The 15,963-nt window shown below is 41.4% G+C and carries 15 protein-coding genes; 9 read left to right on the top strand and 6 right to left on the bottom strand.

Annotated elements, in window-relative coordinates; genetic code table 11:
* Window positions 1-103 precede the first annotated feature (103 nt).
* The 3 genes from ACPZ3T_RS10050 (at window position 104) to ACPZ3T_RS10040 (ending at window position 3,588) form a co-directional block, all read left to right on the top strand.
* Complete coding sequence (locus ACPZ3T_RS10050) at window positions 104-946, top strand: tetratricopeptide repeat protein (protein WP_490277182.1); 843 nt, start codon at window positions 104-106, stop codon at window positions 944-946.
* 270 nt (window positions 947-1,216) lie between these two features.
* Window positions 1,217-1,702, top strand: a complete 486-nt coding sequence (locus tag ACPZ3T_RS10045) for a putative signal transducing protein (protein WP_490275749.1) — start codon at window positions 1,217-1,219, stop codon at window positions 1,700-1,702.
* A gap of 236 nt (window positions 1,703-1,938) precedes the next feature.
* Window positions 1,939-3,588, top strand: a complete 1,650-nt coding sequence (locus ACPZ3T_RS10040) for a serine/threonine protein kinase (RefSeq protein WP_490275746.1) — start codon at window positions 1,939-1,941, stop codon at window positions 3,586-3,588.
* 431 nt (window positions 3,589-4,019) lie between these two features.
* On the opposite strand, the gene thrS is transcribed toward ACPZ3T_RS10040, so the two are convergent.
* From thrS to hemF, 5 genes are all read right to left on the bottom strand, one after another.
* Window positions 4,020-5,864 carry a threonine--tRNA ligase gene (gene thrS, locus ACPZ3T_RS10035; protein ID WP_490275744.1) on the bottom strand — a complete coding sequence of 615 codons (1,845 nt, stop codon included), beginning with the start codon at window positions 5,862-5,864 and terminating at the stop codon, window positions 4,020-4,022.
* A gap of 752 nt (window positions 5,865-6,616) precedes the next feature.
* Window positions 6,617-7,459, bottom strand: a complete 843-nt coding sequence (locus ACPZ3T_RS10030) for an acyl-CoA desaturase (RefSeq protein ID WP_490277181.1) — start codon at window positions 7,457-7,459, stop codon at window positions 6,617-6,619.
* 121 nt (window positions 7,460-7,580) lie between these two features.
* Entirely contained in the window at window positions 7,581-8,978 is a 1,398-nt protein-coding gene (gene hemN / locus ACPZ3T_RS10025) for an oxygen-independent coproporphyrinogen III oxidase (protein ID WP_490275742.1), read from the bottom strand.
* 96 nt (window positions 8,979-9,074) lie between these two features.
* Complete coding sequence (locus ACPZ3T_RS10020) at window positions 9,075-9,824, bottom strand: biliverdin-producing heme oxygenase (protein WP_490275740.1); 750 nt, start codon at window positions 9,822-9,824, stop codon at window positions 9,075-9,077.
* A gap of 163 nt (window positions 9,825-9,987) precedes the next feature.
* Window positions 9,988-11,031, bottom strand: a complete 1,044-nt coding sequence (gene hemF, locus ACPZ3T_RS10015; RefSeq protein WP_490275738.1) for an oxygen-dependent coproporphyrinogen oxidase — start codon at window positions 11,029-11,031, stop codon at window positions 9,988-9,990.
* Between the two features lie 253 nt (window positions 11,032-11,284).
* On the opposite strand from hemF, the gene acsF reads away from it, so the two are divergent.
* Window positions 11,285-12,346 carry a magnesium-protoporphyrin IX monomethyl ester (oxidative) cyclase gene (gene acsF / locus ACPZ3T_RS10010; protein WP_490275736.1) on the top strand — a complete coding sequence of 354 codons (1,062 nt, stop codon included), beginning with the start codon at window positions 11,285-11,287 and terminating at the stop codon, window positions 12,344-12,346.
* A gap of 156 nt (window positions 12,347-12,502) precedes the next feature.
* Here acsF and ACPZ3T_RS10005 read toward each other — a convergent pair whose 3' ends face one another.
* Complete coding sequence (locus tag ACPZ3T_RS10005; protein WP_490275734.1) at window positions 12,503-12,625, bottom strand: hypothetical protein; 123 nt, start codon at window positions 12,623-12,625, stop codon at window positions 12,503-12,505.
* Window positions 12,626-12,728: 103 nt separating this feature from the next.
* On the opposite strand from ACPZ3T_RS10005, the gene ACPZ3T_RS10000 reads away from it, so the two are divergent.
* The 5 genes from ACPZ3T_RS10000 to ACPZ3T_RS09980 all read left to right on the top strand — a co-directional run bounded on the left by ACPZ3T_RS10000 (window position 12,729) and on the right by ACPZ3T_RS09980 (window position 15,932).
* The gene (locus ACPZ3T_RS10000) at window positions 12,729-13,145 is read left to right on the top strand and encodes a XisH family protein (RefSeq protein ID WP_490275731.1); all 417 of its coding nucleotides are present in this window, start codon (window positions 12,729-12,731) and stop codon (window positions 13,143-13,145) included.
* Window positions 13,133-13,462 (top strand): XisI protein, encoded by a 330-nt coding sequence (locus ACPZ3T_RS09995; protein ID WP_490275727.1) that lies wholly within the window; start codon window positions 13,133-13,135, stop codon window positions 13,460-13,462. Before ACPZ3T_RS10000 ends, ACPZ3T_RS09995 begins: the two co-directional genes overlap by 13 nt.
* A 212-nt stretch (window positions 13,463-13,674) precedes the next feature.
* Window positions 13,675-13,914 carry a hypothetical protein gene (locus ACPZ3T_RS09990; protein ID WP_490275725.1) on the top strand — a complete coding sequence of 80 codons (240 nt, stop codon included), beginning with the start codon at window positions 13,675-13,677 and terminating at the stop codon, window positions 13,912-13,914.
* A gap of 156 nt (window positions 13,915-14,070) precedes the next feature.
* Complete coding sequence (locus ACPZ3T_RS09985; protein ID WP_490275723.1) at window positions 14,071-14,802, top strand: hypothetical protein; 732 nt, start codon at window positions 14,071-14,073, stop codon at window positions 14,800-14,802.
* Window positions 14,803-14,861: 59 nt separating this feature from the next.
* On the top strand, window positions 14,862-15,932 hold the full coding sequence (locus ACPZ3T_RS09980; RefSeq protein WP_490275721.1) for a DUF1822 family protein: 1,071 nt from the start codon (window positions 14,862-14,864) through the stop codon (window positions 15,930-15,932).
* Window positions 15,933-15,963 lie beyond the last annotated feature (31 nt).

Genomic DNA, 15,963 nt, shown 5'->3' with positions numbered 1-15,963 from the left:
TTAAACCTAGAGGAAAGGAGGTAAGCGCGTCTATTAGCTGGGTACATCGCAATAGTAATTCTTAAACATTGAATTGAGTTGTGACGGCGATTGAGAGCGACTGATAAAACTGCGGTTATTGGAGCAAAGGCAGGTGAAGTTAACTAAAATATTGACCATAGGCGTTTTGACTGCACTGAGCGCAATTACCATTGTTTCTTGTAGTAACAACAAAGATGTGTTAGTGACAGAAATAGGAGTCAATACTCCTAGCCGTCGAGCAGCGAAAAACTCTCAAGCAGGATTAGCTTATCTTGAGGGACAAAGACAGCACGCCCAAGGTAATTTACAAGCAGCGATCGCCGCTTATAATAAAGCTCTAAGCCTAGATTCTGACTATGGTGCAGCCTACAGAGGACGAGGACTAGCCTACTTTGATTCAGGCGACAAACAAAAAGCGATCGCCGACTACAACGAAGCCATCCGCCTTTCTCCCAACGATGCCGAAGCCTTCAACAGTCGGGGAAATGCCCGCGCCTCTCTCGGAGATCAAGCTGGTGCGATCGCAGATTATAACGAAGCCATTCGCCTCTCCCCTAATTACGCTGAAGCCTATAACAATCGTGGTAATGCTCTTTCTGTGCAGGGAGATAAAAGCGGCTCAATAGAAGACTTTAACCAAGCCATTCGCCTCAATCCCAGATATGCCATTGCCTACAATAACCGAGGTAATGCCCGCGCCGCCCAAGGTGATACACAAGGAGCAATCAGCGACTATAACCAAGCCATTCGCCTTAATCCCAACTTTGCCCCTGCTTACAACAATCGAGGTAACGCTCGTGCTGCTCAAGGTGACAAACAAGCAGCTTTACAAGACTTGCAAAAAGCCGCAGAAATCTTTCAAAAACAAAACAATAATGATTTATACCAGCAAGTCATGAATAATATTAACGAATTAGGACAATAGCCAATTATCCCCTGAAAGAACGCAGATCGTAGGTTGGGTTAAGCACAGCGCAACCCAACATTAATCTCAAAAACTCAAGATAGATGTTGTTGTGGGTTTCCTTACTACAATTTTTTTGCACTGTTAATAGCCAATTTAAATAATTAAAACTACACCGTATTTACTGAGGTAAATTATTTTAATTTATTTCGGGATCAATTAAAATTACTCATTTACACGTATACTCAATCACAGAATAAATCTTGCTGGATTCAATATCCTCACAACGGCATGGTGAATAATTTTGTCACTGTATCTACTTTTAGTAGCTATGTTGATGCCAATCTAGCCAAGCAGCTATTAGAATCTGAAGGTATTCCATGCTACTTAGCTAATGAATCTACAGTCAACATGGCATGGCATCTCACAGTAGCCGTCGGTTGGATTAAATTACAAGTTAAACAAACAGATTTAGAACAAGCCAAACAGATTTTAGTTGGTTCTGAGTTCGAGATAGAAGACTCCCCAGATGAATGGCTAGAAGATGATGATATCGAAACCATATCCTGGGCAGATGCAACCGCAGATAGGGCATTTCGCACAGCCATAATTGGTTTACTTTTACTTTTCCTCCCCATCCAACTTTATTCCCTGTGGCTACTGCTGCGGTTACTGGTTGCTCGTCGTCCCATCAGTTCTAATCGACGTATCAAAGTAATTGTTGCTCTGCTACTAGATTTACTAAATCTTTATATAATCTGGCAGATTTTGTTTTAGATGGTGATGATTTTTCCCCTACTGTATTATTAAAGGAAGACTACAGTCAGCCACAGGAGGGTTTGACTATGGCGGGATACCCCAAAAATTAATTGTCCGTGATTGTAGCCAAGCTGAAAGCTAGCTAACTAATACAATTAGTAATGGACAGACTTTTTCTTTGGTAGTCTCCCGATCACTAGAAACCAGTACCGTATTCTTATTGCGGAATCAGGACTCAGGAAGCAAAACTCTCTATGTTAGCAGCAGGCAAAACTTTGCAGGGCGGGAAATACACCCTCAACCAAGAAATTGGACGTGGTGGCTTTGGCATCACGTTTAAAGCTACTCATCACTACTTAGGACAAGAGGTAGTGATGAAAACAATTAATGAAAAACTGCGACAACATCCTGATTTTGCCAAGTTCGAGCAACAATTCCAAGATGAAGCCAGAAGGTTAGCAACCTGTGTCCATCCTAATATTGTCAGAGTCAGCGACTTTTTTGTAGAAGATGGCTTACCTTACATGGTGATGGAATATATTCCTGGGGAAACCTTGGGAGAAGCTTTTATCTTGCCAGGAATACCTTTACCGGAAGCCACAGCTATTCATTACATCCGCCAAATTGGCGCAGCATTGCAGGTAGTTCACAGCAATGGTTTACTGCACCGAGACATCAAACCAGACAATATTATTCTGCGTCAAGGCACTCAGGAAGTTATCCTAATTGACTTTGGGATTGCCCGTGAATTTAATAATGGTGTGAGACAAACTCACACCGGGATAGTATCTGAGGGTTATTCACCCATTGAGCAGTATTTAACCCAAGCGATGCGTACACCCGCCACAGATGTGTATGGTTTGGCAGCTACTTTATATGCCTTATTAACCGGACAAGTACCCTTACCAGCATTATTACGCGATCGCGAACAAATGCCAGCCCCCCGCGAACTACAACCCCATCTGAGTGCAGCCGTCAATCAAGCTGTCATGCGTGGCATGGCTGTAGAATCTCGATTTCGTCCCGCCACCGTGGCTGAGTGGCTACAACTCCTACCAGGTAGTGGTGTGAATGTAGCACCGCAAGTTATCCCCACCCATGCCATCCCGACAATTGATTTATCTGTTCATCAATTAGAAAATGCAGCTAAGGGTAATATCTTCAGCCCTATCAAGAAAACTTCCCCACTGCCAAACCTCACAGTTCTAGCTCAGAAGTTGGCTGGTTCTAAGGTGATTTTAGGTGTTGGTGTAGCGGCAATTGCTGCTAGTGCTGGTTTTGGCATTACCAACCTTTTTTCTGGTTCTCAGCCAAAATCACCCTCAAAGCCATTATTTGAAGAACGCCCCATCGCACCGGCAGGTAAAAATACTACTCTGACATCACCCGAAGAAAATAACAATATCCAAAACTCTACCACCGTTGATTCTAGAGAAACTGCACCTGTTTCTAATTACAGAAGACGGAGACGTAGACTACCACAACAAGAGACAGCACCTGCAAGTACCAACACCCCGGCTACACAACCATCACCAGAACCCAACACAGAAGCATCCGCCAACAGCAATAGAGAAAAATCTCCTGTTTCACCCCAGACAACAACTTCACCATCCCTAGTAGAGAAACTGAGGAAAATTCGCTCCTCTCGCAAAGCTAACCCCGCCAACTCTGGTAAAACTTCCCCATCCTCCGATAGCCAAAGTTCTACCCCCTCCCCCAGTGAGAAACAACCTAAACCTGTGGTAGTGCCAACTGTACCCGCTACAGAATCCAAAAACACAGATTCTTCTGTAGTAGTGCCGACAGTGGAAGTTAAGCAAAATTCTGCAACTGATAACCAACCAGCAAAAGTACCACCTCAGAAAAACGACAAGCTTTCAGATAACCAAGCTGGGGATAGGTAGGAAGCAGGGGGCAGGCTGTTGACTGTGTACCTTTTTTGGGGTGAAAAATTCATGCACAATCCTTTTCTTCTTTAAGTAATGAGTAATGAGTAATGAGTAATGAGTAATGAGTAATGAGTAATGAGTAATGAGTAATGAGTAATGAGTAATGAGTAATGAGTAATGAGTAAATACCCATGATTTATTACTTATTACTTATTGAATTTGGCTCACCGATGATAACACCCTACCCCTACACCCTTACACCCCTAAACCCCTACACCCCTAAACCCTTACACCCCTAAACCCTTACACCCCTAAACCCTTACACCCCTAAACCCCTACACCCCTAAACCCCTAAACCCCTAAACCCCTACACCCCTACACCCCTACACCCCTAAACCCCTACACCCCTACACCTATCAGCCAGGGGCAGGGGGAGAGTTTAATTGCTAAAAGTTCTCGAATTTAGCGATCGCTGTTTTCATTTTATCGATCACCTCATCCACAGGGATAGCTCCCAATTCTCCAGAAGCACGGGTGCGAATGCTTAAGGTGTTGGTTTCGACTTCCTTTGCACCGATAACTGCCATTACAGGGATTTTATCCTTTTCGGCGTTGCGAATCAATTTACCCAAGCGATCGCCACTTGTATCAACTTCCGCACGAATGCCCGCAGCGCGCATCTTTGCTGCCACATCTTTGGTAAAGTCTAACTGTGCTTCACCCACAGGTAACAATCTTGCTTGCACTGGTGCTAACCATAAGGGGAAATCTCCCGCATATTCTTCAATCAATATCCCAATTAGCCGTTCTAAAGAGCCAAACGGCGCACGGTGAATCATCACTGGACGTTTACGACTGCCATCTTCTGCCACATATTCTAAATCAAAGCGTTCTGGCAAGTTGTAATCTACCTGTACAGTTCCCAACTGCCATTCTCTTTCTAAGGCATCACTGAAAATAAAGTCGAGTTTCGGCCCATAAAATGCCGCTTCCCCAATACCTTCAAAGTATTCCATTCCCAGTTGCTGCACAGCACGACGAATTGCACCTTCGGCTTGATTCCACACCTCATCCGAACCAATATATTTATCACTAGCTGGATCTCGGAAACTCAGTCTAGCTTTAAAATTCTTCAGTTGCAGACTTCTAAACACCGATAAAATTAAATCTACTACATTCAGAAATTCATCGTCTAATTGTTCTGGAGTCACAAACAAGTGGGAATCATCGACAGTAAAACCACGCACTCTAGTTAAACCGCCCAATTCTCCTGACTGTTCATAGCGGTAGACAGTACCAAATTCAGCCAAGCGCATCGGTAATTCCCGGTAGGAACGCAACTCACTTTTGTATATTTGGATATGAAAAGGACAGTTCATCGGCTTGAGAACAAAACCTTGTTCTTGTGCCGCCGCCGCTTCGTCTTCCGCCATCAGGGGAAACATATCTTCTTTATATTTTTGCCAGTGTCCAGAGGTTTTAAATAAATCAACTCTAGCAATGTGGGGGGTAACTACAGGCAAATAACCCCGTTTGAGTTGTTCCTGTTTGAGAAAGTCTTCTAAGATACTGCGTAACAAAGTCCCTTTGGGTGTCCACAAAGGTAAACCCGGCCCTACTTGATCTGAGAAGATAAATAAACCTAATTCTTTACCGAGTTTACGGTGATCACGCCGTAATGCTTCTTCCTTGCGTCGCTTATACTCAGCTAATTGTTCAGGAGTTTCCCAAGCAGTAGCATAAATCCGTTGCAATTGGGCTTTGGTTTCATCCCCGCGCCAATAAGCACCCGCAACACTTTCTAATTCTATGGCTTTGGGGTTGAGTTGGCTAGTGTTTTCTACATGAGGCCCTGCACACAAATCCCACCATTCATTCCCCAGGTGGTAAATTGTGATGGGTTCTGCTTTAATATCCCCCAGGATTTCTAATTTGTAGGGTTCTTTGATTTCCTGGATACGGCGTTCTGCTTCCTCGCGGCTGACTTCTTCCCGAACTACTGGCAGTTTACGATTGATAATTTTCACCATCTCTTTTTGGATGGCTTTGAGATCCTTATCGCTAAATGGTTCTGGATTATCAAAGTCGTAATAAAATCCATTTTCAATCCAGGGGCCGATTGTCACTTGCGCTTTAGGAAACAGCTTTTGTACTGCCATTGCCATCACATGGGAAGCGGTATGGCGAATCTTCTTTAACTGTTCTGATTCGCTGGTACGCGGTAAATACATTTTTTCAGGTTGTGCTGATGGGTTGGGAGCTTGATTAGGCGACATTGGCTGCTGAACCATTGGCTTAAGTAATTGCAATTGTAATTTATAAATTACATTTGGGAAAAACCTAACCAAATATAGCACGGGGTTATCAGGACTTACGCAACTGGCACAATCAGTATCGGCAAGACGGAGTTGCGTCATCGATATCAAGCAGGGTTCAAAAATGAAAGTGCAAGCAAAAAAGGGAGTTTTACATTTCTTAAAATTGATTTTTAATTACAAGCAACATAGATAATAAAAATACTATTAGTATGGCTTGATTGGTAAAATAGTTAGGAAATGTTAATAGTTGATTAATGATTGAATATGAAGTTTACTAAATTGGATTATTGCCAGTATCTGCTTAGTAGCCAAATTAATTATACAATTACTAATTTAGCAGAACATTTAGAAAATATAGGAATCATATTTGATTTCTGAAAAAAACTCAGTACACCTGTGTTACTTCTTTTCCTGTTCCCCCAACCCTGTTCCCCGTTCCCTACCTACGCAAATAATTTCAATATTCAAGTCGGATTCCTATATTAGCCATGACAAGATTAACTATTATTTGCAAAAAGAAAAGCTAACTCCTCGGTTACTTTGGGATAATGTTAAAGATATAAAAGGACTTTTCAAACAACCTCTAAATAGTAATTAGCACGTTAGTAGTAAGAACTTTAGTCCTAAAAAAAAGACTAAAGTCCTTACTACCAAATGAATTACGAATTACGTTTAGCGGAGCGGGGCGGGAGCATCGTTACGTAGCTTGCTTCCGCGTAGCGGTATTACGAATTAGTAATTACCTGCCTCGGTGGTAAGTTGACATCTTTTGCTAAACCTATGGTTTTTAATAATGCGATCGCCCACCAAGTAATGTCAATTTCCCACCACCGCCAGCCACATTTAGCTACGTGAGGATAAGCATGGTGATTGTTGTGCCAGCCTTCACCATAGGTAAGAATTGCTGCCCACCAGAGGTTACGGGAATTATCATTACACTCAAAGGTGCGATAGCCCCACATATGGGTGACGGAGTTGATAAACCATGTTGTATGCCACAAAATCACCGCTCTTACGAATACACCGTAAATGATAAATGACCAACCACCTAAAGCATACAACAGTAATATTACGGGAATTTGTAGTAGCAAAAAGTAGCGATTAAGCCAACAATAAAAGGGATCTCTTGCTAAGTCGGGAGCATATCTTTGATAGGACTCATAATCAAAGAAATCCTTTTTGGGGTAGAGAATCCATAACATATGACTCCACCAAAAACCTCTCCGCGCCGAGTAGGGATCTTTGTTTTCATCTTCCGTGTGAGCATGGTGTAAACGGTGTCCAGCCACCCAGAAAATCGGCCCTCCTTGGATGGATAAAGCACCTAAAATTGCGATCGCATATTCTAACAATTTAGGTACTCGCAAACTCCGATGACTTAACATTCGGTGATAGCCAAGGCAAACTCCAATACTACCAAATAGCCAATGCAGAAACACCGCTACACCCAATGCAGACCACGAAAAAAACCAGGGTGCTAATAATGCTACTGCATGAATAGCACCGAAAAATACTACAGCTAACCAATCAAGCCGCAAAGATTCAGAATTATCTGACCAAGCTCTCATTGAATTAAATTTCACAAACACTCCTCGATACAATTCAAAATTCAAAATTCAAAATTCAGAAGGCCAGATGTTATAAATTCAATTCCCCATGCCCAATGCCCCATTCCCAATTCCCAATTCTTTAAATTGCTTTAGAAAAACCACTATTTGCACGTTCACGCAAATAGACATCAAATACAGCCGCAATGTTACGGATGAGTAATCTTCCGCTTGGTGTGACTTCAATATAATTGGGAGAAACTTTAATTAAACCATCGGCTTCTAAGAGTCGTAGTTGTAATTGTTCTCTTTGGAAATATTCAGAAAAATCACTATCAAAATGTAAATGATATTTCTCCTCGATGCTATCAGGTGAAAGTTGGAATTGGCACATCAATTCCATGATTATTGTTCGTCGCACAATATCATCTTGATTGAGTTTAACTCCTTTTTCAATCGGTAATTTATCACTATTAATCGCTTGATAGTAATCTTTTATTCGTTTATGATTCTGCACATACACATCATTCAACATACTAATTGAACTCATACCAAACGCTAATAAATCAGACTCTGGTTTGGTTGTGTAGCCTTGGAAGTTGCGATGTAGTTGACCTTGTTGTTGCGCGATCGCTAATTCATCATTAGGTTTGGCAAAATGATCCATGCCAATAAAAACATAGCCATTGCTGCTTAATTCTTCAATCGACATCCGCAAAATATCCAGTTTTTCTGGTGCTAATGGTAATGCGTCTTGAGGAATTAAACGTTGAATTGGTTTTAACCAAGGTACATAAGCAAAGTTAAATACCGCAATTCGGTCTGGATTGAGTTGAATTGTCTTTTTAACTGTACTTTTAAAAGTCTCTAAGGTTTGATAAGGCAAACCATAAATCAAATCAACATTAACACTAGCAAACCCAGCATCACGCACCCAATCCATCACCTGAAATAGCATTTCTTCCGGCTGGATTCTGTTAACAGCTTGCTGTACCTGAAAATTAAAATCTTGAATGCCAAAACTAATGCGATTAAAACCTAAATCTTTCAACGCCAAGAGATAATCTCTATCTAAAAAGCGGGGATTGACTTCAATAGAAATTTCTGCATCATCATCAAAATCAAAACAATGATTGAGGGTATACCAAAGAGTTTCAACTTGACGCAAAGTTAAATAGTTAGGAGTACCACCACCCCAATGTAACTGCTGTACACTACGTTTGTGATCAACTAAAGATGCTAATTGTTGAATATCACGAATCAAGTAATTCAGATAAGGTTCAGCCAGCTTTTTATTTGGAGTAATGACAGTATTACAACCACAAAAATAACACGCACTTTCACAAAATGGGATATGACAATACAAAGATAAGGGTGTTTGCTTGTAATTCCCAACAGCGATCGCAGCTTTAAAATCAGCCTCGTGAAAATCCTCTTTTAACTCTGTAGCTGGAGGATAACTAGTGTAGCGGGGTAAAGGCTGATCATATTTTCTGAGCAAATCAGCATCAAATCTAACAGTTTGTGACAAAAGATTCATGATAATTCGTAATGCGTAATTAAAAGTTCGTAGTAAGGACTTTAGTCCTAACAATTCTAAGGACTAAAGTCCTTACTACATACTTGTTAACAACATTTAAATGCTGTAATTCAATTCCTTACTTTGTTCAGGAGTATGTTCTGTACTTCCTGGTTTATCTTGGCGAGTCATCAAGTCAAAAATATGCTCACCAACGACAGCTTTCACATCAGCTTCTAATTCATGAACCACATCCCGATTCAGAGCAAAAGCATAGTTAGCTTCGTCTACAATTTTCTGAATCATCGCTTCATCAATAGCCAAACAATTCAACGCTTCGCGGTACTTTTCTTTAAATGCCCGTCTCGCTTCTGGAGTTGAAATTTGTTCAAATTCGTGCATTGCAGTCCCTTGATCTGCGGGTAAATTCATTGCAGAACGGGCAATATTTCGCAATGCTTGCCCACCAGATAAATCTCCCATGTAGCGGGTGTAAGCATGAGCAATTAATAACTCAGGTTGGGTATTAGCGATTTCCCGCAGACGATTCACATAAACTTCTCCGGCTGGAGAAGGACTAATTTGCTCTTGCCAATTTTCACCATAATAATAGGCTAAATCTCTCTCTAAATTGGCTTGACGATTCAATTCAGGAAAGTATATAGAACCCAGTACAGGATGATTTTGATAACGCTGTAATTCTGCTTCTAATACACAATAAACAAAGTAAAGATCCGCCAACAATTTACGGAAAAAGCTTCTTTCGACAATCCCTTTCAAAAAACATTTCATAAAAGCAGTATTTTCTGCCAAAGTATGGGAATGTTTCGTACCTTCCCGTAACCGCACATCTAAATGGCTACTCATAATGAATACCTCATTCATTAGTTAAAAAATTTTGATTATGTTTTGACTGGGGACTAGGGACTGGGGATTGGGGACTGGGGACTGGGGTAAATATTTCTACCTTGTCCCCCTTGTCTCCCTTGTCCCCCTCCCCTGCCCCCTGCTCCCTGCCCCCCAGCCTCTCCTACGCCCAATCTCTCGGTTGCAGAAAAACTTCCGTCAATTCAGCCTCCGGGCTTCCTGCCTCTGGTTCGTAGCAATATTCCCAACGTGCTAGAGGTGGTAAAGACATGAGAATTGATTCTGTGCGTCCCTTGGTTTGCAGACCGAATACTGTACCCCGGTCGTAAACTAAATTAAACTCGACGTAACGACCGCGACGATATAATTGGAAATTACGCTGGCGATCGCTATACTCTGTTCCTTGTCTCCGTTCTACAATAGGCAAGTAAGCAGGTAAGAAAGCTTGTCCACAAGACTGCACAAACCCAAAGATATCTTCCCAATTGCGGCTAACATTTCCTACTTTCTGGCTATAAATCCCGGCTGGACTATCTGCTTGAGTGCCAACATACAGCTTACCGCTAGCATCTTGATAATCAAAGAAAATCCCGCCTATACCTCGCTGTTCTTGGCGATGGCGTAAATAGAAGTATTCATCACACCAACGTTTAAAGGTGGGGTAATACTCTCGATGGTGGATATCACAAGCATTTTTTAGCGTTTTGTGAAAGTGAACTGCATCCTCTTGAAACCCATAGTATGGCGTTAAATCAGCCCCACCACCAAACCACCAGATAGGGCCAGCCTCAAAATAGCGATAGTTGAGATGTACTGTTGGTACGTAGGGATTGCGGGGATGCAATACCATTGATGTTCCCGTGGCAAAAAACTCATGTCCGGCTGCTTCTGGACGTTGCGCCAATATCGAAGCCGGTAGGCTCTTTCCCCACACTGCGGAAAAGTTGACTCCGCCCTGTTCAAAAACGCGCCCTTCCCGAATCACGCGAGTACGTCCTTCTCCCCCTTCTGCTCGCTCCCAGTAGTCTTGATGAAAGCGCGCTTCCCCGTCAAGTTGCTCTAAAGCGGTGCAAATCTCATCCTGTAAATTCTGCATGAATTGCTGCACTCGCTCCCGTGAATCCTTGGGTATGACGTTGGTAGGAGATGTCAGCAATATAGTGTGATTTGAAGATTCTTGCAGAGAATTATCGGAATGACGACCCATGTTAAAACCTCTAAACCTTTAAGTAAGGGTAATTACCACTTTTAATAACTCTATAGTTATCGAGTTATTTTAGATCAGGTAAGTTTCAAAACTTAATAAATTCTCGAAACCCCATTCCTCAAAGCTTTCTATTGTATAAGCTGGTTGTAGTCTCTCTGACTTTGCTAAAGGAATGTAAACAGGTCTAGCGAAAGAACTTCATTTATCATAACTTGATAGTTATGGAATTATTTACTTGATTACCGCATTACTTATGGTTAACACCCTACCCAAACCAGGAATTAAAGCTCCCAGCAAAGAAACTATACTTACGCCTCGCTTTTATACTACAGATTTTGAAAAGACTGCCAACCTAGATTTATCTGCCCAGGATACAGAATTGCAGGCGATGTTGGCAGAAATGCGCGCCGACTACAACCGTCACCATTTCGTGCGGGATGAGGCGTTTGAGAAATCTTGGGAACACATTCAGGGTGAAGCTCGGCAGTCATTTATTGATTATTTGGAACGCTCTTGCATTTCCGAGTTTTCCGGCTTCTTGCTGTTTAAGGAATTATCCCGTAAGTTGAAAAATCGCAGTCCCGTACTAGCGGAGATGTTTCAACTGATGGCGCGGGATGAAGCCCGTCACGCAGGATTTCTTAACAAAGCAATGGGTGATTTTAAACTCTCCCTAGATTTAGCCACCGTAACTAAAACCCGCACCTATACATTTTTCCCGATAGAGTGGGTGATATACACCGTTTACCTATCAGAAAAAATTGGGTATTGGCGTTACATCATTATTTTCAGACATTTACAAAAGCACCCGGAAAACCAGTTTTATCCCATCTTCCGCTACTTTGAGAGTTGGTGTCAGGACGAAAACCGCCACGGCGACATCTTCAAAGCTTTGTTACGTTCTCAACCGCAACTATGGAAAACCTGGAAGGCTAGGTTGTGGAGTCGCTTTTTCTTGCTGTCGGTATTTGCTACCCACACCATGACAGTTCATGAAAGAGCAGGTTTTTACAAGTCCCTAGGATTAGATGCCACAGAATTTGATCGCCAAGTAGTTTATAATACCAACGAAACAGCAGGACGCGCATTTCCTGTAATGTTAAATACTGAACATCCGCAGTTTTTCCCACTTTTACAACGCTGTGCAGGATATAACTTGCAAATTTCAGAAATTGAGCGCAGTTCTCAGCCCAAATTTGTGAAACAGATTCGCAAATTACCTTTAATTGCAGCCATTGTCTGGAATCTGCTGTTAGTTTTCCTCATCAAACCCATAGATACTGAAGCTTTGCGGGAAACCGAAACCGTGCGTTAATTCCGTTGGCGATCTAAGGTGCGTCAGTGTGAGATAACCTAACTATACCGAGAAATTATTCATACTGACGCACCCTACCAAACTACCAAACTGTAAATATTGGTTGGGGATGCGATCGCCTAAAATTTAAATAAAGATATATTTTTTGATTATGAGTCAAGTAGGCATAATTCGTACAGAACGAGGTTTAGCGATCGCGCAGACACGCATCACGGTGCGATGATATGACAACATACCCAATAAGCTAGAATTAGCGAGGCGTAGGTTGGGTTGACGCAAGGAAACCCAACACCAATTATCTATGGTAAAATCAACTCCCTTCGGGAGAGGGAACGAACGGACGAACTTTTCCCCGTTCCCTGTTCCTCGTTAATCAATATATATGCCAGCTAAAGATATATTTCATAATACAGTTAAAACAGCCCTCGAAAAAGATAGATGGACAATTACTGACGAGCATCTATTTATTCAAGTTGAGGATATTGATTTTTACATAGACCTAACAGCAGAGAGAATTTTAGCTGCTGAAAAAACTGGTAAAAAAATAGCAGTAGAGATAAAATCCTTTTTAGGAGCTTCCGATGTAACTGAATTTCACCTAGCTCTTGGTCAATGTCTCAATTACCGTTTAGCATTGAGGTTGACTGAACCTGATCGGATTTTGTATTTAGCCGTTCCAGTAGATGTTTATAATGAGTTTTTTAGTCGGAAGTTTATTCAAAGAATAATTGGTGAATATCAGATAAAATTACTGATTTTTAATCCAGAACGAGAGGAGATTGTTATATGGAGAGACTAAATTATCAAGAAATAGTCCAAAAAATTCTGGAAAATCACGCAAAAAATCGCTCAAATAGTCAGACGGAAGTCAAATTGTTATTTGATACTGAGCGCGCGCGCTATCAAGTTATGAATATTGGTTGGCAAGACCTAACGCGAATATTTGGTTGTATTATTTACGTAGAAATTAAAGATGGGAAAATTTGGATCGAACGCGATGGAACGGAAATCGGAGTCGCTAATGAATTAGTAGAAGCTGGAGTTCCTAAACAAGATATAGTGTTGGCTTTTAAAGCCCCATACAAACGAAAATTTACTGACTTTGCTGCTAGTTGAACCCATAGCAGTAGAAATGTAGGGTGCGTCAGTGCGAGAGAACCTAACTACTAATTCGCAATTCGCAATTCGCAATTAAGAAACTCAGATACCATCTCGATCTCAAGCTTTGCATCTGTTGCTTAAGTTTGGAGAATTGGTATAACTACCAAACTGGTAAGATTGGTTGTTAAAATACGACAAGTCCTCCCAATTCAACGAAACCACAGATTATGATTACTCAAATGATGGTTCAACCCTCATTCTGGGTAGAATCTGGAATCAAACTCAGTCAAGTTAGGAACATATATTTATTTAAATTTACTGAAGAATTACAATCTCGACTGGAAGAATTGTCTAACAAGAGAAAAGCCGACTTGCTCACCCCAGAGGAAGATGCTGAATTAGCAGGTATATTGGAACTTGATAGAATTTTTACCTTGCTCAATGCCAAAATCATTTCTGAATCATGACAGTCAATGATGCTACCAAAAAGCTGGTTGGCATCCACCAGATGAAGTTTTGTAAACAATAGCTAGTTTTGATCTCTCCCACCCTGATAACCCTTCAGATAGTTTAGGGGGGAGTAGGTGCTGTGTTGAGATTCAAACCTCAATTAAAGAATTTCTATGTCTAATGAATTGATGAGAATTAGCTGGCTAGAAGCGGCTTTAACTAATCCCAGTGCCAAGAGCAAGCTATTACAGCAACCAAAAAAGCTCCAGGAAATCATGAATGATATACCGGCGCGGCGATGGTTGTTTGAGCAAGCCTGTCAAACGGATGATCTCAATTTGGCAATTCAGGCGAAAGATTTGATTATCTTGATGATGAAGTGTTCTCGGTTAATTTGGTGTGGGGGTGGCAAGATATCGCCGGATATTTATGAGGAAGCTTTATCACGTACTTGGGAATGGTTTAATAGGGATATTTGTCAAGCATATCATCCCGAAAAGGGTAGTTTTGTGACTTGGTTTAACCAAAAGCTAAAATTCCGCCTTTTAGATGTGATTCGAGAACAAAATAAAGAATATCAAAGACGGTTATATCTTCCCAATAATGAAGAAAATCAGGAATGGATTTATCCTCCTGCGCCTGAGCCGGAGCGTTGGCAGGAAACTATCCAAGAATGGTTAGAGTTAGTGCAGAATCATTCTCATCGGTTGCGAAATTGCCGAATGCAAAATCATCCTGATGTTAACTGTCAGTTTTTATTGATTCATATTTTGCAGATGTTACGAGACACAGGTGAGTTTTCTTGGGATGCTGTAGCTCAAAAGCATCAAGTGGAAGTCACGGCTTTGAGGAGATTTTGCAAGATGCGATGTTTTCCGATTTTTAAAGAGTTGTTGTCTAATTAATTAAACTGACACAATCAGACACTTCTATATTCTTAATCACAAGTTTTTTGTTACCTACCATGATTGAACCAATTACAATAACGATCGCACCTACAGATCGCCAACAAGCTTACCACTTTGCTCAACAACAGCCAACTCAAGCGCGATCGCAACAAGTTTATCGTAATACTTTAGCTGTGTTAGTAACTCAGCGTTGTTTAGAAATTATGGGAATTGATACCGATGTAACAGCTAGCCACTGTTGGAATCCCTTAGAACAACAGTTAGAAAACATTGCAGACTTGTATATTCCCAGTTTAAACGGATTTTTAGAATGTCGGTCTTTGCAAAAGTGCGATCGCAAATGTTACATTCCCCCGGAAGTTTGGTCAGATCGTCTGGGCTATGTGATGATTGAACTAGATGAGCCTTACCAAGAGGCGCAAATTGTAGGATTTGTGCAATCTGTCGCTGTTTGTGAACTACCACGCAGTTATTTTCAACCCCTTGATGTTTTACTGGAGTTGTTAACATCAGAACCACCATCAGAGTTAACTGTACAACTAAGTCAATGGCTCAAACGCAACTTTCAATTCGATTGGCAACCTCCCCAAAACTTACTAAATATGCTTCGAGGTGCGGCACTTCATCCCCAGCGTAGTCAAGTTTCCTTACCTCAACAGGTAGAACAACTCTACCGTCGTCAGTCTACTCATCATCCTGGTAATCTTAGTCCCCAGGAAGCTTTAGTAAATCTCATCCAAACTACCCCAGATGATGAAATTCGTTGGCAGTCTGCGGAATTACTCTGGGAACTAGATCCCAAACATCCAGCTTGCCCCGTCATCAGTGCTAAAGATTTAGGAATTTATCTATTAGGTCATGCGGTAGTATTGATAGTGGGGATTTTGCCGAAATCAGACGGCAGGGTGTTAATTCTTTTCAGGTTATATCCCCCAGAAAAAAAATCTCGTCTACCAGTCGGGTTGAAGTTAATTGGACTAGATGAAATCGGGAATCAATTTTTTGAAGTGGAATCCCGCCAGCAAGATGATTATATTCAGTTTAAGTTTACAGCAAATCCAGGCGATCGCTTCAGTATCAGCGTTGTTCTAGATGATGCCACTTTTACCGAGGATTTTATAGTTTAAGCGCAACTCTCCAAACTTAAGCATTACGAAT

Source organism: Aliinostoc maniaoense (assembly GCF_058172895.1).
Note: the sequence above shows the minus strand (reverse complement) of the source record. Positions and strands in the feature narration are given on the sequence as shown.